This window comes from Lactobacillus sp. MRS-253-APC-2B (assembly GCF_012843675.1).
Classification (GTDB): domain Bacteria; phylum Bacillota; class Bacilli; order Lactobacillales; family Lactobacillaceae; genus Limosilactobacillus; species Limosilactobacillus pulli.
In genome coordinates, this window is record NZ_JABAFO010000021.1 from 1 (window position 1) to 21,289 (window position 21,289).

The 21,289-nt window shown below is 44.1% G+C and carries 17 protein-coding genes and 2 pseudogenes; 11 read left to right on the forward strand and 8 right to left on the reverse strand.

What is annotated here, in order from left to right:
* Nucleotides 1–390: 390 nt before the first annotated feature.
* Nucleotides 391–2,073 carry a nuclease-related domain-containing protein gene (locus HF864_RS08355; protein ID WP_169462529.1) on the forward strand — a complete coding sequence of 561 codons (1,683 nt, stop codon included), beginning with the start codon at nt 391–393 and terminating at the stop codon, nt 2,071–2,073.
* A gap of 66 nt (nt 2,074–2,139) precedes the next feature.
* Nucleotides 2,140–2,421 (forward strand): hypothetical protein, encoded by a 282-nt coding sequence (locus HF864_RS08360; RefSeq protein WP_169462530.1) that lies wholly within the window; start codon nt 2,140–2,142, stop codon nt 2,419–2,421.
* 764 nt (nt 2,422–3,185) lie between these two features.
* Here HF864_RS08360 and HF864_RS08365 read toward each other — a convergent pair.
* Complete coding sequence (locus HF864_RS08365; protein ID WP_169462531.1) at nt 3,186–4,046, reverse strand: SPFH domain-containing protein; 861 nt, start codon at nt 4,044–4,046, stop codon at nt 3,186–3,188.
* A 304-nt stretch (nt 4,047–4,350) separates the two neighbouring features.
* Between HF864_RS08365 and HF864_RS08370 the strand changes: the two genes are divergently transcribed.
* Nucleotides 4,351–4,515 (forward strand): hypothetical protein, encoded by a 165-nt coding sequence (locus HF864_RS08370; protein WP_006499105.1) that lies wholly within the window; start codon nt 4,351–4,353, stop codon nt 4,513–4,515.
* A gap of 380 nt (nt 4,516–4,895) precedes the next feature.
* On the opposite strand, the gene glpK is transcribed toward HF864_RS08370, so the two are convergent.
* From glpK to HF864_RS08385, 3 genes are all read right to left on the reverse strand, one after another.
* Entirely contained in the window at nt 4,896–6,401 is a 1,506-nt protein-coding gene (gene glpK, locus HF864_RS08375; protein WP_169462532.1) for a glycerol kinase GlpK, read from the reverse strand.
* 322 nt (nt 6,402–6,723) lie between these two features.
* Nucleotides 6,724–6,948, reverse strand: coding sequence for a 2-hydroxymuconate tautomerase (locus HF864_RS08380; RefSeq protein WP_334312691.1), 225 nt, complete (start codon nt 6,946–6,948; stop codon nt 6,724–6,726).
* Between the two features lie 450 nt (nt 6,949–7,398).
* On the reverse strand, nt 7,399–7,548 hold the full coding sequence (locus HF864_RS08385; RefSeq protein ID WP_169462533.1) for a hypothetical protein: 150 nt from the start codon (nt 7,546–7,548) through the stop codon (nt 7,399–7,401).
* 408 nt (nt 7,549–7,956) lie between these two features.
* Here HF864_RS08385 and HF864_RS08390 point away from each other — a divergent pair, with 408 nt between their 5' ends.
* The 4 genes from HF864_RS08390 (at nt 7,957) to HF864_RS08405 (ending at nt 11,777) form a co-directional block, all read left to right on the forward strand.
* Entirely contained in the window at nt 7,957–10,191 is a 2,235-nt protein-coding gene (locus HF864_RS08390; RefSeq protein ID WP_169462534.1) for a YSIRK-type signal peptide-containing protein, read from the forward strand.
* Nucleotides 10,143–10,553: an LPXTG cell wall anchor domain-containing protein gene (locus HF864_RS08395; RefSeq protein WP_169462535.1), complete on the forward strand. Its 411-nt coding sequence runs from the start codon at nt 10,143–10,145 to the stop codon at nt 10,551–10,553. Before HF864_RS08390 ends, HF864_RS08395 begins: the two co-directional genes overlap by 49 nt.
* 243 nt (nt 10,554–10,796) lie before the next feature.
* The gene (locus HF864_RS08400) at nt 10,797–11,432 is read left to right on the forward strand and encodes a hypothetical protein (protein WP_169462536.1); all 636 of its coding nucleotides are present in this window, start codon (nt 10,797–10,799) and stop codon (nt 11,430–11,432) included.
* Nucleotides 11,433–11,462: 30 nt separating this feature from the next.
* Nucleotides 11,463–11,777, forward strand: a complete 315-nt coding sequence (locus HF864_RS08405) for a hypothetical protein (protein WP_169462537.1) — start codon at nt 11,463–11,465, stop codon at nt 11,775–11,777.
* Between the two features lie 217 nt (nt 11,778–11,994).
* Here the strand turns inward: HF864_RS08405 and pnuC are convergent, their stop codons facing one another.
* Complete coding sequence (pnuC, locus tag HF864_RS08410) at nt 11,995–12,729, reverse strand: nicotinamide riboside transporter PnuC (RefSeq protein ID WP_048344782.1); 735 nt, start codon at nt 12,727–12,729, stop codon at nt 11,995–11,997.
* Nucleotides 12,730–13,169: 440 nt separating this feature from the next.
* Between pnuC and HF864_RS08415 the strand changes: the two genes are divergently transcribed.
* A complete protein-coding gene (locus HF864_RS08415; protein ID WP_169462538.1) occupies nt 13,170–14,264 on the forward strand; it encodes a hypothetical protein in 1,095 nt (364 codons plus the stop codon).
* A 48-nt stretch (nt 14,265–14,312) separates the two neighbouring features.
* Here the strand turns inward: HF864_RS08415 and HF864_RS08420 are convergent.
* A pseudogene (locus HF864_RS08420) lies at nt 14,313–15,122 on the reverse strand (SDR family NAD(P)-dependent oxidoreductase).
* Nucleotides 15,123–15,452: 330 nt separating this feature from the next.
* Here HF864_RS08420 and HF864_RS08425 point away from each other — a divergent pair.
* Nucleotides 15,453–16,814 carry a ClC family H(+)/Cl(-) exchange transporter gene (locus HF864_RS08425; protein ID WP_169462541.1) on the forward strand — a complete coding sequence of 454 codons (1,362 nt, stop codon included), beginning with the start codon at nt 15,453–15,455 and terminating at the stop codon, nt 16,812–16,814.
* A gap of 424 nt (nt 16,815–17,238) precedes the next feature.
* On the forward strand, nt 17,239–17,904 hold the full coding sequence (gene ribB / locus HF864_RS08430) for a 3,4-dihydroxy-2-butanone-4-phosphate synthase (RefSeq protein ID WP_169462539.1): 666 nt from the start codon (nt 17,239–17,241) through the stop codon (nt 17,902–17,904).
* Nucleotides 17,905–18,130: 226 nt separating this feature from the next.
* On the opposite strand, the gene HF864_RS08435 is transcribed toward ribB, so the two are convergent.
* Together HF864_RS08435 and HF864_RS08440 are read right to left on the reverse strand one after the other, a co-directional pair.
* Nucleotides 18,131–19,285 carry a 5-methyltetrahydropteroyltriglutamate--homocysteine S-methyltransferase gene (locus HF864_RS08435; RefSeq protein WP_169462540.1) on the reverse strand — a complete coding sequence of 385 codons (1,155 nt, stop codon included), beginning with the start codon at nt 19,283–19,285 and terminating at the stop codon, nt 18,131–18,133.
* A 464-nt stretch (nt 19,286–19,749) separates the two neighbouring features.
* A pseudogene (locus tag HF864_RS08440) lies at nt 19,750–20,537 on the reverse strand (oxidoreductase).
* Between the two features lie 276 nt (nt 20,538–20,813).
* Between HF864_RS08440 and HF864_RS08445 the strand changes: the two are divergent.
* Nucleotides 20,814–21,289, forward strand: a 476-nt coding sequence (locus tag HF864_RS08445) for a restriction endonuclease subunit S (protein ID WP_205882343.1), incomplete at its 3' end; no start/stop codon positions are given.

The following is a 21,289-nucleotide window of genomic DNA, read 5'->3' on the forward strand; positions in this document are numbered from 1 at the left end:
CCGTCAAGGTTAACCCGTCGTTCTAGGTAGGGCTAGTCTTGAATTGATGGTCACTGAGTAATGACCTCGGCCATTCTTATACCGTCCAAACGTTTCACGAAAAAGCGCAAAGGCCGAAAGAGCTGTAAAGTCGTCCTTTAGGATAATGTTCCTCGAGAGCGTCGTCCGCCCACCCGAACTCCGCAAGGAGGAAAGGTTCAGAGGTTGGCTTAATTAGGTTGAGCGAAAGTGAGTTATATCATATCACTAGATATTGTTTGATATAACTAAACTAGGAAACATCAATCTGAATAAATAGTTTTGTTTAGCATCCGCTTGATCAATCAGGGGGATGCTTTATTAGTTATGATAAAATAAAGACAGTATTCAAAATCGAAAGGAGGCAGTCTCTTGTTGCGCTATCTAATCAGCATCCTGATTGGCGGCATCCTGCTTTTGATCTTCAAGGACTGGCTTGGGATCAGCAGAAAACATCCGCCACGTAAAAAAGCTGCTCGCCAACCGGATTCCGCACCTGATCACGAACCGGAAACAATCGCTCAATCGATGCCGGATGGTCATGAAAAAGCAGAGCATAATCAATTGCGGCCAGTTTCAGCACCAGAGCAGGACTCTCGCGATGCTGTTTCACATGAAAACGGCGCTGCCAACCTTACTAGGCAAACTTCCGTGATTGCAAATGACGACAGCGTTACTGGACAGCAAGACATTTCGTTACAGCCCAATGTCTTCAGTTTGCATCCAGAGCAAAATGAGGTTCGGGTCGATCTTGGCCCTTCGGAATCGAAGCAGAGTACTGCCCAGCAAGCTTCTGAAAAGCAGCAGGATCTTGGCAACAGCAAAACGCTGAGTAATTCAGAGGCAAAACTTCAAGATCAAACCAGCGAGCATTCTAAAAGCGCTTTGAAGGCTGCCGGAAAAGCTAATCCTGCATCCAAGCCGCAAACCGTTTCGAAACGCTCACCTCTTAAATCATGGTTTAGCTTCAAGCGCTCGGTTAATTGGTCAATGACAGCGCAACCGCTAAATTGGTCAAACCTGCTCACGACCAAGCTAATCAGCAACGCCGCCTACTTAGAGCAGTTGCAGCAATGGGATCGGCATCTCAGCATGGTCGTGGATCATGACGAAATCGCGACCCAGGCCCGTCAAAACTTTTCTGATGCCCAGAAGAACGCCTTTTTCCAAGATCCATTCCCTGGTCTGCGCTTTTTGGCTTATGAAATGGTCAAAACTTATTCTTGGTACAGTCATGGCGCGGATCGTACGCCAAGTGAATTGGCTATGCTTTCTAAAGAGCTCAAAGGAATCATTCAGCTGCATGAGCGCGCCACCCAACTTTTGCAGGGGGATATCGGTGAGCGTCGCGTCTATCAATTGCTGCAGGAGTTCTATCCGCATGAAGAACTGCTGGACTCGCTCAACCTGCCTTTTGACTATTACAAAAAGCAAAATACCGCTGCCGTTAATCAAATTGATATCGTTTTGATCACCCGCAACGGCGTCTTGATTCCAGAGGTTAAAAACTATCAGGGTCTGGCACTTCAACTGACTAGGGATGGCGATTTTATCATTGCCTATCCCAACGGCTACTGTGAACAGATTAAAAATGCTGCCGAACAGCTGAGTAATCACGAGCATGCGGTCTCACGCCTGTTATTTGAGGATGCCAACGCGCGCCAGATTTTAATGAACGCGCAGCCAGTCATTCACTCCATGTTCGTAGCAGCCAATCCTGATCAGGCAACCATGCCCGCGCCTGGAATGAGAAATCGTCTCTACTCACTGTCGCAGCTTGATCAATTCGCTAAATTTAAGGCCAAGCGTCCATTAACTGGTCTTGAACAGCGATATCTCAAAGAACTGCTGGCCAGCCGCGGCATCGGTGAACGAGAATACGAGCAGCCCTTTATCATCAATCTGGCCAAACTGGAACGCCAGCTGCTCACAATGGTGGCCTTAAATGATCAGTATCTTAATGACAACAGTCCACTGACTCGCTATGTTGACAGTGACATGCTGACCAGTCTGCATCGCGGTAATTTCATTGACGATCACTGCCGGCTTCGCTAGTTAAAAAACAACTGCCGCAATCCTCAAAGATAATGCGCCAACCTATTTTTAGAAAGGAAGATACCTTTGCATAAGATCTATGTCGATGGTCAATGGCTGCATCTTTTTTATCAAGGTGAAGAACGTGATGACGGCTGTGCCAATGAGTTGAGTCTGCAGCCTGCTAATGACGAGCCCCGATTAAATCTGCTTTTGAGCAATCATGGCTTTAATAATGAGCCGCATGACGCAACTTTTTCACTTGATCAAGCTGACGTTAAGGCCTTGCAGAAATATCTAGCTAATTGGCTGAATGATCAACAAAGGACCCCGTCATCACACGGATCAACCTCATACGACCAAGCTTAGATCCAAAAATGTCCGGTTGCCCAATCCAGGCGGCAAAGAATTTTAATTTTCTTCCGCAACTGGCATTAACCGAATTTAGTTGAGATCTACAGGCTCGCTTTGCCGATACCTTTTAAAGCAGGCTAAACGCACCTCTAATTTTCGCCTTATTTCAAATCCTCATATTGAAATGATTGGTGCCACAGTTAGTTTCGTTTACCAATGAGGACATGATTGGTTGGTTAAGTCCACTTAGACATCGATCTCCTCTTAGTCTATACCTTTCGATTCTATAGCGAATTAACTATCAGCGGCTTATCTTGCTGTTAAAGCCGAGAATCATTTTAATCAGTCGGGTTCCGTATCCAGCCTTGATTGAGCACCTCGTTGAAACATTTCTCGCTTTAACAATTAGACACAATCAAAAATCAGTCTATAATAGTAATTTTAAAAGACTGCCAGCTTTCCTGTTGCCTGGCAGTCTTTTTTAGTTACCCGTTTTTAAGCTGCTGACCGATATTTCGGCAAATCTCCTGGTATTACGGCTCAGTTGATGGTCCCGATTCTGTTCACTTACTCAGTATGTTTTACAATTCATTCTGACAACGAATCGTATGACTTTCAAAACGTGCCCAATCCACCGCTATGAAATGATTGGGACAAGCCTTTATCATCCCAAGTTTTGACGATAATCAACCGACAAGCAGCCTCGTTCCCATTCAAAAATCGCGCGCCCTGCCTTTGACAGCTAGAGCGCGCGATTAAGCATTCTAAAACAAATTCAGTTATTTTCCAGTATTGATTACCGGCTGTGTACCGCGTTCACTAATGATTGCTACCATTATATTGTTAATGACCTGCAAACGTTGCTCATCAGTTAGATTCAAATCCGTTTCCTTGGCCAGTCGCTCCATGGCATCTTCCGTGATTGAGACAGCGCCTTCAACGATAATCTTTCGTGCCGACAGAATCGCCGCGGATTGTTGTCTTTGCAGCATCGCACTGGCAATTTCCGTGGCATATGCCAAGTGCGTCAGCCGCGTTTCCAAAATCTGCACGCCAGCCACGTTAAGCCGTTCCTGCAGTTCTTGTGTCAAGCGGTCAGAAACTTCAGTCGGATTCCCACGCAGCGTCAGCTTATCCTGCTCATCAAATGTGTCATACGGATATTCGCTGGCAACGTGACGCACGGCAGACTCGCTTTGAATCTCAACGAATTCCTCATAGTCATCAACATTGAACAGAGCCTGCGCCGTATCAACGACTTTAAAGACTACTACGGCTGCGATTTCAACCGGATTCCCTTTTGAATCATTAACCTTCAAAATCTGAGAGTTAAAATTGCGTACTCGTAGGGAAATGCTCTCCTTGTCCGTTAACGGCACTGTCATAAACAAGCCGGCATCGCGAATCGTACCAATGTAGTTACCGAAAAAAGTCAGCACTTTAGCTTCATTAGGCTGTACGATCGTCAATGCTGAAGCGCACAGTGCAGCCACCAAAATTAAGACGACCCCGACTGCCAACTCACCATGCTGCTGATCAGCGTAACCGCGATAGCACAGCCAAACTCCTAAAACCGCGACTGCAATCGTAACGATTAATCCCAGATAGCCATTAACGTGGAATGCTTTTTTCTCTTGCATCGTCATCCCTTCTTTCAGATCGATTCTAGAACAATTATAACCTAGAAACGATTTCCAACAAAATAGCAAGCACAATGCTGGATGATTGCTTGCCCGGCACGACGATCCACTGAATAAGATGAACTTTACCAAATCAATTTGAGAAAGTTTACAAAAAAATCGAGCCAGCTAACCGCTGACCCGATTATGGTATAATATTTTTTCAAAGAACATTGGCGGTGCTTTGCTTTTCGAAGGGAGCGATGCCAATGAAGGAGTTGAAAAAACGTGCGACGCTTCCCATCATTATGAAAGGGATCCATAAGTGTCAAACCGACATCAAGATGGCGCCGACTTAAAAGGTCTTGCCGCTGTTCTGCATGAACTGCACGGCTTGCCGATTGGCGTTCAGTACGCAGCCTTGGCCACGGTCGTAATCATTGTGATTGCTTCCCTCATTGCCGGCTGCTACATGGTCAGTCATTTCTGACCAAAAAAGAGAAACCATCTTTATGAGTTGCAGCTCTAAGATGGTGTAAAACTTTAATCAATTTAAAGTGTAAGCACTGTCGATTTTCAAGGACATTCGGGCTAACGTGTTACCAGCGCGTTAGCCTTTTTGTTTACGTCATAATTATAGCTGATTTCAATCGGCATTGCAATTTGAAAACGCCTTGCCAGGCCAGACAAGGCGTTTTACCAATTATTATTTTGCCGCTAAGAATAATCAATCCGCCGCTATTCAAGCAAATCGCTGCCCCAAAGAGTAGCATTTCTCCTAAAACGCAGCTTAATGGTTCCCAATGCTTTATTCTCGCGTGGAACTAAGGTCATGATGTCATAGGATGCAGCTTAATCATTCCCAGCACTTTATTCCCCGTGGCTGAAGAACTGAGCAGCTTTGATTGCACGCTGCCAGCCATGGTAAAGCTGTTCGGCATCTTCACGCTTCATAACCGGCATAAATTCATCACCCAATTTAGAAAATTCCTTGAGTTCGTCTTGATCGTTCCAAAAACCGACTGCCAGACCAGCCAAGAAAGCCGCGCCTAATGCCGTGGTTTCTTCCATTTGGGCCCGTTCAATCGGCGTTTGCAGAATATCAGCCTGGAACTGCATTAAAAAGTCGTTGCGACAAGCCCCGCCGTTAACCGTCAGTGCTTTTAGTGGCAAATTGGTGTCTTTAACCATCGTATCAACGACATCCCGCGTCTGGTAGGCGATCGATTCCAGCGTTGCTCGCGTAATGCTTTGACGATTGGAGCCCCGTGTCAAGCCAAACATCGCTCCACGCACTTCTTGATCCCAGTATGGTGCGCCCAGCCCAGTAAATGACGGCACTACATAAACGCCACCGGTTGAGCCGGCTTCAACAGCCATTTTTTCTGATTCGCTGGCCTTGGTAAAGAACTGCAGTCCATCACGTAGCCATTGAATTGCCGAGCCTGCTACAAAGATCGAACCTTCCAAAGCGTAGTTTAACTGACCGTTTAATTCATAGGCAATCGTTGTTAACAGACCGTTTTTCGACAGCGTGGCTTCGGTACCGGTATTCATTACGATAAATGCTCCGGTACCATATGTGTTTTTAACAGATCCTTTTTCGTAAGCAGCCTGACCAAACAAAGCCGCCTGCTGATCACCGGCCATCCCCGCGATCGGAATCTCGACCCCGAAGAAGTGGTAATCGCCCGTATAGCCATACACTTCAGAATTGGAGCGCACGTCTGGCAGCATCTGGGCTGGAATGTCCAAAAGCTTTAAGATGTCTTGATCCCATTGACGTGTGTGAATATTAAACAGCATCGTCCGGCTGGCGTTAGTAACGTCGGTAGCATGTACGCGACCGCCTGTCAGATTCCATAACAGCCAGGTGTCAATCGTGCCAAACAGCAGATCGCCATTAGCAGCTTTCTTTCGCGCACCAGGTACGTTGTCCAAAATCCACTTAATCTTAGTAGCGGAGAAATAAGAGTCCACTACCAGCCCCGTCTTTTCATGGATCATATCTTTGTAGCCATCTTTAATCAGCTGCTCGGCAATTGCGCTGGTCTGCTTGGACTGCCAAACGATTGCATGGTAGATCGGCTTGCCAGTATGGCGATCCCAAATGACCGTCGTTTCCCGCTGGTTGGTAATCCCAATGGCGGCAATTCGGTAAGGCTTGATCTGTGACTTGATCATGACGTCTGAGACTACTGACTGAACACTGTCCCAGATTTCCACAGCATCATGCTCAACCCAGCCTGGATTAGGGAAATACTGTGGGAACTCTTGTTGAGCCATTGCAACTTCATGTCCTTGATGATCAAAGATAATCGCCCGCGAGCTGGTCGTTCCTTGATCAATTGCCATAATATATTGTTCGTCACTCATGAGCTTATGTCCTTTCTCGTGCTAAGGCACTAACGTAATTTTGATGAATCTGATTTGCCTGCATCACTTTCAATGCTGGATTCTTGGTTGATCAGGCTCATTAGTCGTGCATTGCTGCATTAATATTTTCTCGATGCGCGGGTTTATCATACCAACTTACTGCATCAGTTTTTCACGATGCCTGGGCTTACCGTCATTGACGATTTTCTCATTGCTTAAACTTAATGACAGCGGCGGCAGCGACTATCAGGATCCGTTCGTCAGCACCATTTGAGACGCAAAAAAACCGCTGGCGACCCGAGGCCATGCAGCGGCTAATCGTTTACTTATCGCTGACCATCTTGCCAGCCACGCTGTAGCGATCCTTGCGCATTTCGTTTAATACGATGTGGATTCGTTCTTCAGGAACATTGGCATCCTTTGAGATAGCTGCCGTAACGTCCTTAACCAGCGCCTTGAGTTGTTCTTCAGTGCGACCTTCCAACAGATCAATGTGTACCAATGGCATGAAAATCTCTCCTTTAATCCAATAACTTGGGGCAATCATACCATATTTATCACCGATTTGGCAACGCTTTACATAGTTTTAGAAACTACTTAATTTATTTATCGAAACCATCGTCGGATCATCTGGCTGAATGACTTTAAATGCATGTTCGCAGCCAACCATGCATAATTTACGGTGCAGTTTACCTACCATTTTTGATTTTTCCCGATCGTAGGTAATGAAGGTTTTATCATATGTTTTTATGCAGTAATTTTTGAATAAATTACTGCAAGTCCATCGCTTTATCAATACTCGAACTGATGACCCGTTGATCTCACCATCTATTCAGCATCCCCAACAATTCATCATCTACCACCGAGTATTTTGGTACCATAGTTCTGACGCAACTCACCTACAACCCTATCTTTGTAATGCAAAAACCGTTCAGCCGGCCAAGCCGATTGAACGGTTTTATTACGTTGGACTGAGCATTATACCAGCTCAATCATTTTAATGCTTTTTTATTAATAACCATGCTGCCCCAGCTGCCAGCATTACACCAGCCAGTTTGTGGAGGTCGGTTTTAACGCCTTTAACCAGTGGCTGCTTGCTTTCCAGAACTACTTGAAAATGTTCGCCGTCATATAATGTCTTTTTCATGATCGACACTTCCCTTCAAGTCAATAATCTTTTTTCTAATTTAGATTTTACCGCTTTTAAGATTTAATAACGAGCGACATTTGATCAATTTCTTCCTAATCCGCACTTTAAATCTCAATTCATCCCTTTTGGTAACTATTAATGTATAAACTATATTCGAAGATTGCCTATTCAAGCGATAATCAACTTATGCTTATTGATTTCATCACTCAGCATCGTGTATATATCGTCTAAAAACAGTATTATATTAGCATTTATAAGATATGAGAATTTTATCATATCTTATAAACTTTTAATTTTGCTAAAGCTTTGCCTGTGCATTAATTGCATCATTACGGGTTATAAAATCCTTGACTTGATTATCATACGAATGATAGTTTTAGCCAAACATAAGGGGATGATTACACCATGCTTAGTAAAAATAATCACAATTTAAAAATCAAAAAAGCCAGCGATCACCAACTGCGATTTTCGCTGCGTAAGTTAGGGACTGGAATTGCTTCCGTTGCGATTGCCAGTCTGTTCTTTATCGGCAGCAGCGTAACAACCGCTCATGCCGATACCAGCGATAATGGTGCAGTTACGACTACATTAACGGCCAATGCGGCTCAATCAACAACTAGCACTACTGAGACTGATGCAACTGAATCTACGACTAACACTAATTCAGCTGCCACGAATTCAAACACGACTACCACAGACACGACCAACCAAACTGCAACTGACACTAACTCGGATGCCGACAAGGCCGCTGCTACTCAGTCAAACACTGACTTAACAACCGCCAACACGCAATCTGCAACTACTGAATCAGCTATGACTGCTGCTTCACAAACAACCGAAGCTGATCAGACCATCATCAACTCTGATCAAAATAGTTCCGAAGCGCCTTCAGTTGATAACATTCAACATGGCGTCAGCATCACGGCTAACAACCAGACGACTGGATATAACGGCACCTCAATTTTAAATGCCACTCAATCCGATGGTACTTTCGACGTCAACACGGTCGTTACCAACGATAATTCTGACAGCCGCAAAGTTGAAGAAATCGTCTTGCTGCCAACGTTTGCCGCCAATAATTCAACAGACGTAAACATGATCAAACCGGTTATCGCTACTGACAAGATCGGCAGCGGCATTCAATTTACCTCCTCTACCGGCTCCTTGCCAGACGATTTGGAAGTTTACGATGCCATCACGGCCGGCGACTTTGAAACGCTGGCTGATTTGATGCAGAATGCAGATTTCTCCTGGGATCAGGTGATTGAGATTCAATTCGTGGCTACGCTGCAAGTTGGTCAATCGCTGACTGCTACCGTTCCAATGAAGATCGCCAACCTGGAACAAATGAAAAAGCAGCTGGCAGCACTGGCGGATGATACTGCCGATAAAGCGCTTGAACAAGACCAGGCCGCGCGCAACATGACGTTTGATGAATATTTCTACTACTGGGATGCGGACGGCAATTTCTATTCTGATGACATCCATTCACTAAACATGCGACTGGCCGTACCAGCAACTGATACCATCAGCGCCATTCAAAACATCAATGGCAGCTACCACGCCGTTATCAAGAATGCCAACGGTCGCTACCAAGACGCGCCAGCTGACATTCAAGCAGCCATGCCTAACGTTTCACCAAACGACGTTACCGTAACCAATTTTACCAATGGCAGCGCGGAAGATACGCTGTTTACCGATGGCTATTTTAGAATCAATGCCATTAATATTTTTAACGCGGTCAAGAATCTTGGTTACTCGACCAATATCGCTCCCAACGGCCACGATCTTTGGCAGACCTACAACTACTTCTCTTTTGGTACGACTCATCCAGATGGTTCCGCAACCAAACTGTATGTAAAAGTACAGCCCGTCTTCTTGCTACAGGACGTTACCTTGCCAAGTGGCAGCAGCTGGAATCAAGCGCTGAACCTGCAGCAGAATCCAAGCGTCAAGTTCACCAATCAATCCTCAATGACCGTTACCGAGCAAAAGGAATTAGCCTACAGCACGACTGGTGGCGCCGGAACCTACCAAGTCGACACATCCAACCTGCCGCTGGATGCTGATGGTAACTTAACCACGCCAGGTATCTACAACGTTACCTACATCTACCAAATCAATGATCAAGATACCGTAACTGCAACCGCGCAAGTTATCGTGCAGGCAGTCAAAATGATTACGCGGACGATTCACTACGTCGATGGCGACGGCAACAATCAAGCCGTTGCCAATGATGTTACACAAACGCTGACCTTCTACGGAACGCCAACTGATGCTACCGGAACCGTATTTACTTGGGAAGCAGTTAATGGTGATACATTTGCTAGTGTGGACTCACCTGCTGTTGCCAATATAACTCCTGATACGGCTACGGTCGCTGCTTTGGCGGTTGATGAAAATACTGCTGACTCTGAAGTTACGGTTACCTACAGCCACAACATAAAAGAAGAAGCCGTTAAAAAGACCGTGCAGCGGACGATTCACTTTGCTGACGAACAAGGTAATCCGGTTGCCGATGATGTAACTCAAACCGTAACCTTAACCGGCACCAAATCGACTGATCTGGTTACCGGCAACAGTACGACGGTTTGGAATCAAGCATTGCCAGCGTTGTCTCGCCTGCCATCGCCAACATGACACCTGATACGGCTACGGTCGCTGCGATGACAGTTGATGAAAACACTGCTGACTCTGAAGTTACGGTTACCTACCATGCTGATCCGGTTACTCCAGACACGCCGTCAACACCGGACACACCGACGACTCCGGACCGAACTTCTACTCCGGTAACGCCAGCTGCTCCATCACAGCCAACTGCCGTTCAACCGGCTGTTCCTGTCAACACCAGCAACAAGACTGCTGTCGATACGACTACTGGACAAAAGACGTTGCCACAAACCGGTAACCAAGAATCTGCCGGTATCCTGGCTGTCTTTGGACTTGGTCTGTCTAGTCTGGCACTTTCATTCACGGGTCTCTTTAAGAAACGCCACAACTAAAGCATCCCGTTGATGAAAATCTTATAATACCAAAATTAACAGCCCCATTACGAATCAACCGGAATGGAGCTGTTTTTATGTGATTATCATGATCAGCAAGTTTTCAAAGGAAATCGATACCGGAACACAGATTGTATTTAGCTAATCGTGCATCAAAAAACACACTAATATTTAACCAATCATGCATAACGATTATTAAAAATGAGTTATTATTAGTACACACGCACAATTGGAGGAGCAATTATGAATAAAAAGATTCTCAGTGGCACAATCGTCTTACTTAGCTGCGGTTTGTTAGCAGGATGCGGCAGTTCTAAATCAACCAGCTCATCGGCATCAAGCAGCGAATCCACAACCCAAACCAGTACACAAAAGCGTTCCAGCACCAGTAAAAAAAGCTCATCAGCTAAATCAACCAGTTCAAGCGAGGCCAGTCAATCAACGAGCAGTATATCAGATAGTTCCACCAAGACTTCCAGTACTACCACGCCAGCCAAAGTAGATGACAAAACTGCCGGTATTTTACTGCTGCTTTTGGTTGAACCCAACTGGATGAAACAATACATTGGCAGCGACTTCTTCTGTTACAGTCCAGCCGGTGAAAATCCTGGTGGCAGCGATACCGCAGGCTACAGTTACATTACCGCAAACGGCGATCCCAGCAGCTTTGTCTACTATAAAGTTGATGGCGAGAACGTTACCTATAAGATGTGGGTTCCAAGTGCCTCAGGCGATGTGGCGGGCGGCCATTTTGAAACCAAGACCGTTTCTTTGACGACTTTAGAAAATGACTATTATGTCACGCAAAGTCAGAAAAACGAGGTTGATGGCTATGTTCATCAATTGAACCGCGAATCTGACTATTTAGCCAATCACTAATTTTCACATCAAGCGGAGGCGTAATCGATCATGGAAGCAATCATTATATTCGTTAAATATTTGATTATCTTTGCCGTCTCCTATTATGTCATTACATTTTTAGCCAAGCTGTTCAGAAAACCTACCTACCGCATTACAATGACCGATTCCCAAGCTAACACCCAGCTTTATCTTTTGGCAATCGCGGCTGACGGTAGCAAATTTGAAACCACTACCCAGGCAGAAAATGCATTAACGTTTACTAATATTACTGATGCAAAACAATTCCTGGCTAAGCTACCACAATCGTCCAAGCCACAGTTGCAAGTTCAGCGAGTGTTGGGCTGGCAAAACGTTTCTGATTAATTAAACTTATCAGACAGTCTCATTACCGTAATGGGGCTGTTTTTCATTATCAATGCCATTCTGCCTGACTCGCTGTATACCATGGCCTTCTGACATTCCCCCTCACCAATGCCATTGTATGGTATGTTTTTTAGCCGCTGACGCCATTCTTTTTACCCATTGACATCAAAAAAGCTGCCTCCAGATTTCTCTGAAAGCAGCTGTAAGTTAATTTAGCCTATTCCATCTCAGTCAAACCAGCCTGACGCCGACCACGGTTGAACCATGGCGAAACCGTAAAGGCCAGAATGTCATTAACTACGTAGATCAAGCTGTTGATGGCCATTGCCAGCGTGGCATCCCCTTGAGCAAAGGTAACACCCCAAAGAATCAGTTGGAAGATTCCCGAAGCCAGCCACCAATAGTACTGGTTGTTGTAGCGCATAAAGCACATAATGCCTGCCGTCAAACTAATGGCAAAGCTGATGGCATCGATCCATGGCCGCGGATCATTAGTCAAATTGCCGATCAGATAGCCGCTGATTACATAAACCAAGAGCGTACCGATAATGGCTACGATCCATTGCTTGGCTCCAAAACGGCGCAGGTGATTTTTGGTGTCATCGTTCCAGCTGCGGACGGCAAAGATTACCGGCAGATCAAGCGTCAAGACATAAGCAATCTGTTCAAAGATCGACAGGTAGTTTTTGGCGGCCAGACCAGCGTAGATAAAGCAGGCCGCCGAAATCAGTCCCAGCCAGCCGTTGATTGCCTTGGTTGCGTTAATGGCCAATACGCACAGCGTCCCCAAGATTGTACCAACAAACGTGATCAGCGTAACGGATGTAATCGGACTGCTGATCAAGAGCGCCAGTTGAAAGCCCAGTGCAAAAAAGAACAGCAGATAGTTTTGCATTGGCCACCCCTTCAATTGGTTGAACAGCCAGACAAAGTAATTTTCATTGCGTTCCATGAATCAATTCTCTCCTTTTTCTCAGTAGCTTTTACCACAACCAGATGATTGCGGCCGCTTGTCCGTGGGGCGACCCCCACCTCGGTTGACGAGAAGTGCTCAATTTCTCGCCAGCTGTCCTGCCTCACGGGCCCATGAGACAAAACGACGTAACCAGTTCGGTTTTGAGCAACTCGTATATCTTACCAGAAGATTTTGTCCTTGTCAGAGTAAAAGTTTTTATTTATCTAAGACAAAATCTGTCTAATTATCTATTTAGTCGTAACGATTGCGCTTACTAAAAATAATTAAAAAAGTTTTTGACGATCTGTTTGACTGAATTTGACTGAACTGCTGATAAAATCATGTTTCATGACATATTTTCAAGTGTATGTAAACGTTTTATAATAAACAAGTTAATACTTATGGGAGAGTATTTATATTAGGAGAGTGTATTTTTCATGAATTATCTTTTTATGTTGTTTATGATTTTGATAATTATCGCTACATATCTGCTCATAAAAAAGGATCAAGAAAATGAACCGATCAAGCCGCCTCTTTCTGATCAGTCAATCCAAACAACTATTAAAAATAAATCTACTGTAGGAAAAATTATTGAACGATCGACTAACTCAAGTAATAAGATTATGGGACGCTCTGAAAAGGCCTATGAGGAAACCATCAAACAGTCAACTAATTCAGATAATCATCATCCAAAGCCAATCTCAACTACATCAACGCCTCAATCAGATGCCAACCAAACTAATCATTTTATACATAAAAGGTCATCAACTACTGGCGACTCTTCATTTGATACTAAGCCTTGGCAATCAGCAAGCTACTTCAAGCAACCTTCCGATCAATTTTCATCCAGTTCTAAAAAGGCGCAAAAACCTACCAACGAACAACAATCTATTAATGAATTAACGATCATTACTAAAAATGGCAAAAAATTCTGTCAGTATCCAATTGAAGACGACTGGTATCTGACACGGATCACAAAATTTCGTTGCAAAGCCAAGCAGCATAATACAATTATGTTTTACGGCCTGGCAAATATTTATTCTCGAACCAAAAAACGCAATCTTAATATCCGTTTTCCTGTCTATTATTGTCAAACCTGTGATCAACTCATGATTAAAGAATCGGTCTACCGAAAAATCAGTCATGATGGTAAGTTACTTTGTCATTATGTTCTTGAAGATTTTTGGAAACCAAAGCTACCAGATGAACATACCAGCAATCACTTCGTACCAACATTTGGCAATGAGGAATCTGTTTTACATAAGCTTGGCTACAACGTCAATTCGCAGATTGGGTTGACACCTATTCAACGTCACGCGATTCTACGACAGATTATTGTTAATGGGCAATTATCAAAATCCGAAGTCGTGCATCATCTTAGGTATTTAATCCGCCGTAACCGCTCTAATCGTAAATTCAAACGCGCAATTCAAAAATGGCAGGCTGATCTTGAATACGTCTATCGAATGAACCTCAGCTACAGCCGCATTCCAATCCAGCAGATGCGCGCCCTACTGAGCAAGGCTGATTAATAGTTGATATGTAAAAAGAACCCGCCAAATCTGACGAGTTCTTTTTTATTAGCCTTGTTTGATATTTCCGCTCATGGCATCCCCATAAATCGGCGTCGGCAGCCCAAAGCCACCGGCAACTGTCACTAGTTCACCGGTAACGTATCTTGCCTTATCGCTGGCCAGAAAGGCGACCATATTGGCAATGTCGACGGGTTTAACGATCTCATGCAATGGTACGTGTTTCAAGAATCCGTCCAAAAAGCTCTTTGACATATTCTGCAGTGCGCCATCCGTACCAACGAATCCTGGCAGTACTGCATTGGCTCGGATTTTATTGCGCGCATATTCGACGGCCGTCTGCTTGGTAAGCGAGTTGATAGCTGCCTTGGAGACGCCGTATGCCAGTCGACTGATGTCAGGCGTCGTTCCAGCAACCGATGAAATGTTGACGATGCTGCCGCCCGTTTCCTGTTTCAGCATTGCTTTGACGGCATACTTAGACGTGTACTAGACACTTGCGATATTTTTATCAACGATATCAAAAAAAGCCTTACTGTCGCCATCCACCAGCGTCGTATCTTTGCTAACGTCCGTTGTGCCAAAATTATTGACTAAAATATCCAAATGCCCTACCTCATCAACAACTTGCTGAATCATCGGTGCATAGGTCGTAAAATCAAATGCATCATAAAAGACGCACCGATAATTTTCGTTTTGATCATGCAGTTGTTCGGTCAACTGACGGTTCTTTTCACTGTCGCGTACCACCATGTAGACAATCGCTCCTTCTGCAACAAACTTTTCAGCAATTGCCAGACCAATACCGCGACTGGCTGCCGTTACGATTGCAGTCTTATTTTCTAGATCCTTTGCCATCGCAAATTCCTCCTCATCTTTTCAAACAGGCGATCAAAAACAGCTTCTCAGAATCCTGATATCAAAAAAGTATAACGCTAATAACAAATAAATCACTTAATTTTTGTAAAAATAGATAAAAAGATACTTTAAATTAAGTTATTTTAATGAATGATTCTTAAAAAACGGTTTCACCTGTGCTATATTTTTCGTAATCAACATTCAGTATTTAAACTACTGAATAAATCATGCTAAAAAGCTGCTGTTTGACGATTAGATGACGTTCGTCTTTAAATTTGGGAGTGTCACGAACCATCTTAAATTTAGACAGCTACTTAAAAAGGGGATCTTATTTTGAAAGAAATTGACGCAAGCGAAATTCTCCAGCGTCCCTTTGCCTCCAATTTTCTAAAGAAGATTGGACGTGGAATTGCCGTGGGATTAGTAACCGGTCTAATTGTGGCAAGCTTTCGCAAAATTATTGATTTTACATTGCAGAAACTCAACGTCATCTACCCATACATGCAAACCCATTTTTGGGCATTAGGCGGCTACGTAATTGGTACGATTATTTTGTGGCTGATCATGTCACGCCTATTAAAAAATCATTTATTTGACATCGTTGGTTCCGGCGTTCCACAAGTTGAAGACATTCTCCATGATGAACACTGGATGTCTTGGTGGTCGGTACTCTGGCGCAAATACATAATCGGCCTAATGGCAATCTGTCCAGGGCTGTTCCTAGGTCGCGAGGGTCCTTGTATTCAGATGGGGGCAGCGATTGATCAAGGACTGTCTGAAAAATGCTTTAAATCATCCAAGGACGAAACCAAGATCATGATTGCCTGTGGGATTGCCGCCGGACTTTCCGCTGCTTTTTCAGCTCCATTGGCCGGCGCCCTATTTTTGATTGAAGAGATCACTTATACATTTGAGTCTCAAACCTGGCTGACGGCACTAACGGCGGCAATTGCATCCGACATCGTGACCTTGCTGTTTTTCGGAACGCGGCCGTGTATGTGGCTTCCCGTGGTATATCGGCTGCCTCCTGCTACCTACTTGCCATTGATTTTATTCGGCATTTTGCTGGGGATTTTGGCTTGGTTCTACCAATACTGTCTGATTAACATTCACTGTTGGTATGGCAAGATTCACTGGCTGCCAAGAAATCGTCGTTCAATCATTCCGCTCCTCTTGGTGATTCCGATTGGTCTGTGGGATGCCAAAATGCTGGGTGGCAGTCATGTCTTTGTTGAGGTCATTGCACAGCTACCTCATCATGTACATGGCTTTAAGACCATCATGTTTTTATTGTTGGCCTATTTTGTAATTCGCTTTGCTTTTTCCATGATTTCTTATGGAGCAGCCGTCCCAGGGGGGATTTTCATGCCCATTCTGGTGTTGGGCGCAATCTTGGGCGGCTTAGCTGGAATGGTGATGATAAAACTCGGAATCATCCCTGCTACGGCCTATATCAATATCGTGATAATCGGGATGGCTGCTTATTTTGGCGCGATTGAGATGGCACCATTTACGGCAATCTGTCTATTAACTGAAATGGTTGGTACAATTCAGCAAATTCTGCCCATGCTGTTGGTTACGTTCATTGCTTATGCAGTCAATGATCTGCTGGGCGGTCGGCCAATCTATGGTGCGCTGCGTGAACAAATGGCTCCCCAAGCTGCACTGGAGAGAAATGTCCAAAATCATTGAAGTTAATTTTTAAATCTTTTTAGTCAATTTCACCATTGATAGCTAACCAATTATCTTAATATGATTAATAAGTACAAGTCACAAAAAATTTTTTGAAAAAGTTTTTTGTGGCTCTTTTTGTTAATTTTCAAGCTCACTTTTAAACAAAATCGACAGCCGTTTCATGAACCGGACAATCCATGCGATCCAAAAGCTTTACGAACGTTCGTCTGGCTTTTTAAGAGGAGCTTTGTGCACTTGTTCAGTCATCTATTATCGAACGTTCGTTGCAATTATTGCATATTGTTCGTGATTCATTCGATAAATAACATTTCTATAATCTAAAAGTACGGTTTACAAATTGAAAACATCGGCTTATGATAAGGCCACGTTCGAACGGAGAATTGATTTTACTTTTGGCAAAGAGAGAAAGAGGCTAATAACTATGGTTCAATTTGACAGTATCGAAACGGCACTTCACCAATTGCAAAACGGTGGCTATGTAATTCTTTCCGACAACGAGGACCGCGAAAACGAAGGCGATCTGGTTGCTTTGGCTGATCGCATTACTCCTGCAACGGTCTATGAGATGCTACATGAAGCCAATGGTCTGATGTGCGTGCCAATTACCATCCAACGGGCACACGAGCTGGGCTTTACCAAAATGGTTGAACACAGCACCGATCCACACCAAACGCCATTTATGACAACCACAGATGGCACTTTTGAGGCAACCGGCGTCACAACCGGGGTCTCCGCTTTTGACCGTGCCGCAACGATCAAGCATATTGCCAATCCAGCTGCCAAGCCTAATGACTTTAACCATCCAGGACACATTCAGCCACTATATGCTTTGGATGGTGGGTTGCGCAAACGCATCGGCCATACGGAAGCTTCAGTTGATCTGGCCTACCTGGCGGGTGCCGAACCAGCAGCTGTCATCATTGAGGTGCTCAAAGCCGATGGTCACATGGCTCGCCGTGATGATCTGGCTAAGATGGCCAAGCGCGTTGACGTTCCTTACATTACCATCGCTCAAATCATTGAATATATGGATGCACACGGTATCGAAAAAGCCAGTGATTTGCAAGATGCCACGGTTCACGCCTAAACAGTCGCAATAACTAAAACCTGCTGCTCGACAAATATCACAAACCTAGCTGCTTAAATTTAGATAACTACAAAACCTCCCCGCTGATTCAACGAGGAGGTTTGTTACTTAAGGAGGAGATATTGATACTTTGACAGTAAATCTGACTGAAATAATCTTAGCCCACTGTCGATTATCAGTCTTTACACTGTCTTTTTCAGGAAAAATGTCATTTACAAAGGTTTATTTAGGCATCCCAGACTTCTTCGGCAATGCTCTTAACCAAAGCAATTTTGTCCCATTGTTGTTCTTCGGTCAAAATGTTACCTTCTTCAGTTGAAGAGAAACCACATTGCGTACTCAGGCATAGTTTGTCCAGATCATGATATTGAGCAGCTTCATGAATGCGGTCCAGTACCACTTGACGATCTTCCAATTCACCGGACTTGGATGTCAATAAACCAAGAACCACATATTTATCAGCTGGTACCTTGGCCAATGGTTCAAAGCCGCCTGCACGATCCGAATCATATTCCAAGTAGAATGCCGAGACATTTTCTTTAGCCAGCACATAATCAGCAACCGGCCCATAACCACCCTTGGTAGCCCAGGTTGAGTGGTAGTTACCGCGGCAGATGTGGGTCGTTACCGTCAGATCTTCTGGCAGATCAACCAGTGCCCCGTTATTAACACGCAAATACTCATTTTCTAATTCGTCTCGATTGAAGCCTTGTTCGGTCATCGTTGCCCAAAAATCATCATCAACAACCATACCCCAGGTACAATCGTCAATCTTCAAGTCCCGACAGCCGGCCTCATAAAGTGCCAGAATCAAGTCATGGTAGGCCTGGTCAATATCAGTAATCAATTCGTCTTTGGTTGCATAGACCTTTTCAAGTGCCTGAATATTTCCTTCACCCCGGTAAAGCTCAGCGTAAAACTGGGCCGGTGCGGGAATACTTTGGCGTGGAATCAGACCCGTGCCATCCGTCAGGCTCTTGAGGTACTTGAAGGCTTCCAGATCAGGATGCGTACCGTTAAATTTAATCTTACCGACAACCTGAGCAGAGTCGGCGCGTGTTTCTTCATCATGGAACTGATAACCATGCGCTTGAACAGTGTGAGCAATGCCTTCAAAACCCCAGAACGTGTCCAAATGCCAGTATGAGCGCCGGAACTCGCCATCGGTAACCGCGTGCAGCCCAGCCTTAGATTCTTTTTCAACCAGTTCTTTAATTGCCTTATCTTCAACGGCTTTCAATTCAGCTTTTGTAATCTCTTTGTTGGCGAATTTTTCACGAGCTGCCTTTAATTCAGCTGGACGTAAGAAGCTGCCGACAATGTCATAACGGAATGGTGAAGTCGTGCGGTTGGTAAAAGTTAAAGTTTGTGCTTGCGTCATATGTGATAACTTCCTTTCGAAATTCGTTTTTGACAGGACTTCTCAGGAACTAAAAAAGCCCCTGGGAAAAGCACATCCTGCACTTTCTCCCAGGGACGTTGACTGCTTATTCAACGTGTTACCACCCTGATTCAGCTAGACCTCACAATCTAGCCCTTACTGAGTACTCTAAAACTAGAAGACCCGGACAATGATAACGGGCGTCACCCCGCGGCAGGCTTACCATTGGCTCGCCTGCCGACTTGCTCCAAGACCATCTTCACCGCGTTTCACGATCCCGGCTCTCACCTAACCCGGTTCTCTTTAAAGGCTGCCCGCGATTACTCATCCCTTCTAAGCAATTTCTAATTTTATTGTAATCATAATACGTGGCATAACGATAAATGTCAACCATTATTCTGGAATTTATTAGATTTTATCAAGCAAGGATTAAGAAACTTTAATTTAAAAGCGACGTTTTTTATTTAGGAAGCATGCATCATGATAAAGTCGAATACTCGCGTTGGCAAAATGGTGTGAGCAAATACCAATGGCTTGGCCCCGAACCCAATCAGATAGCGTGACTTAGGGCGTCGCGCATTAACTGCCTTGACGGTTTCCTTAACTGCTCATCATATTGCTTGTTCATCCCTTCAGCGACTTTGAGCGTGGTCTTTTCATAAGCGCCCCCTTAAGGCAGCGGGATGATCAGCCGCAATGTTTCCCCAGTCAGTCTTGATGCCACCTGATTCGATCAAAATTACATCAATACCAAACTGCTTTGCTTCCATTCGCAGAGCATCGCTAAAAGCTTCAACTGCATACTTGGTCGCATGATACCAGCCGCCCATAAACGATACCAGGCGACCACCCATCGATGAAACGTTGATAATCTTACCGGAATGCTGGAGCGCATGTAAGGCAGAACGTTCTTGGTTAATGCTGCCAAGCCAAAAAGATTAACGTCAAGTTGACGCTTGGCCTCTGCCAGATCAACGTCTTCAATCGCGCCATAACTTATGTAGCCAGCGTTGTCGATCAAAACATCGATCCGCCCTTCTTTAGCAATGATTTCTGCAACGGTTGCCTTGCTTGATGCCTCATCAGTAACATCTAATTTAATTGGTGTAACACCATACTGCTTTAAAGCCGCCATCTTTTTCAGACGCCGTGCCGCACCGTAAGCTCGATTGCCTTGCTGTGCCAATGCCTTAGCCGTTTCAAACCCCATACCGCTGCTTGCGCCAGTTACCAAGATCACTTTGTTTCTCATAATTATTCCTCCATTTGTTTAACTCGCAATTGATGATCTTAGTATATCTGGAGTTGATGGATTTCCGAACATCATAAAGCGCCATTGTAATATCAAATGATGCCATTTTAGAGTTTGCTAGTTTAAGAGCCCTTTATTCTTAATTATTAGATATATTTACCTTTTTAGATATTTATAGATTGATATATAACCTCTATTTAATGGGAGCAACGTAAGCTAGGAGAGATTACAGATCGAATTCTTAGAAAAAATAAGAATAATATATCTAATTTACCATTGACTATCTCTGCACAAAGTGGATTAATTGCCCAAAACAATTTTTTTGATAAACAAGTTGCTAGTCAAAATCTATCTAATTATTTATTACTTTATAAAGGCGATTTTGCCTACAATAAAAGTTACTCTAATGGCTATCCTTATGGGGCTGTAAAACGACTTGAAAAATTCAATTGTGGTGTTGTTTCAAGCCTGTATATAGCATTTAAGCCCACGCATGTTTTGCCTAACTTTTTAGCCGAATATTATGAAACAACAAAATGGTATGTAGAAATTTATAAAAGAGCAGCAGAAGGAGCTAGAAATCATGGCCTTCTAAATATTTCTGCAACTGATTTTTTCAATAGCGATATTTCTTTGCCAAAAGGAGAGGATGAGCAAGAAAAAATTGGACAACTCTTTCAATCTCTCGACAAAACTATCACTTTGCATGAAGAAAAGCAGCGCCAGTTAGAACAGCTGAAAAAGGCTTTACT

Bases quoted from the DNA above. Each gene is read 5' to 3' on its own strand.
- HF864_RS08365 (WP_169462531.1), bottom strand. From the start codon at position 4,046: ATGCAAGAGAAAAAAGCATTCCACGTTAATGGCTATCTGGGATTAATC.
- glpK (WP_169462532.1), bottom strand. From the start codon at position 6,401: ATGAGTGACGAACAATATATTATGGCAATTGATCAAGGAACGACCAGC.
- HF864_RS08380 (WP_334312691.1), bottom strand. From the start codon at position 6,948: ATGATTGCCCCAAGTTATTGGATTAAAGGAGAGATTTTCATGCCATTG.
- HF864_RS08385 (WP_169462533.1), bottom strand. From the start codon at position 7,548: ATGAAAAAGACATTATATGACGGCGAACATTTTCAAGTAGTTCTGGAA.
- HF864_RS08390 (WP_169462534.1), top strand. From the start codon at position 7,957: ATGCTTAGTAAAAATAATCACAATTTAAAAATCAAAAAAGCCAGCGAT.
- HF864_RS08400 (WP_169462536.1), top strand. From the start codon at position 10,797: ATGAATAAAAAGATTCTCAGTGGCACAATCGTCTTACTTAGCTGCGGT.
- HF864_RS08405 (WP_169462537.1), top strand. From the start codon at position 11,463: ATGGAAGCAATCATTATATTCGTTAAATATTTGATTATCTTTGCCGTC.
- pnuC (WP_048344782.1), bottom strand. From the start codon at position 12,729: ATGGAACGCAATGAAAATTACTTTGTCTGGCTGTTCAACCAATTGAAG.
- HF864_RS08415 (WP_169462538.1), top strand. From the start codon at position 13,170: ATGAATTATCTTTTTATGTTGTTTATGATTTTGATAATTATCGCTACA.
- ribB (WP_169462539.1), top strand. From the start codon at position 17,239: ATGGTTCAATTTGACAGTATCGAAACGGCACTTCACCAATTGCAAAAC.
- HF864_RS08435 (WP_169462540.1), bottom strand. From the start codon at position 19,285: ATGACGCAAGCACAAACTTTAACTTTTACCAACCGCACGACTTCACCA.